Source organism: Paracoccus aurantiacus (genome assembly GCF_007993065.1).
GTDB lineage: Bacteria > Pseudomonadota > Alphaproteobacteria > Rhodobacterales > Rhodobacteraceae > Paracoccus > Paracoccus aurantiacus.
Genome location: NZ_VOPL01000042.1, coordinates 1 through 281 on the forward strand (window position 1 = coordinate 1; position 281 = coordinate 281).

Sequence of the window (281 nt, forward strand, 5' to 3'; positions counted from 1 at the left end):
TTAGCAGTTCCTGGAAACAGCCCTCCATGAGACCGTACCCGAAACCGACACAGGTGGACTGGTAGAGAATACCAAGGCGCTTGAGAGAACCACATTTAAGGAACTCGGCAAAATACCTCCGTAAGTTCGCGAGAAGGAGGTCCCGTTGGCAGGCAACTGTTGGCGGGGGGCACAAACCAGGGGGTGGCGACTGTTTACTAAAAACACAGGGCTCTGCGAAGTCGCAAGACGACGTATAGGGTCTGACGCCTGCCCGGTGCCGGAAGGTTAAAAGGAGATGT

General features: G+C 54.8%; 1 rRNA gene. It reads left to right on the top strand.

What is annotated here, in order from left to right:
* Positions 1-281 (top strand): 23S ribosomal RNA (locus FQV27_RS18770); the annotation flags it as partial.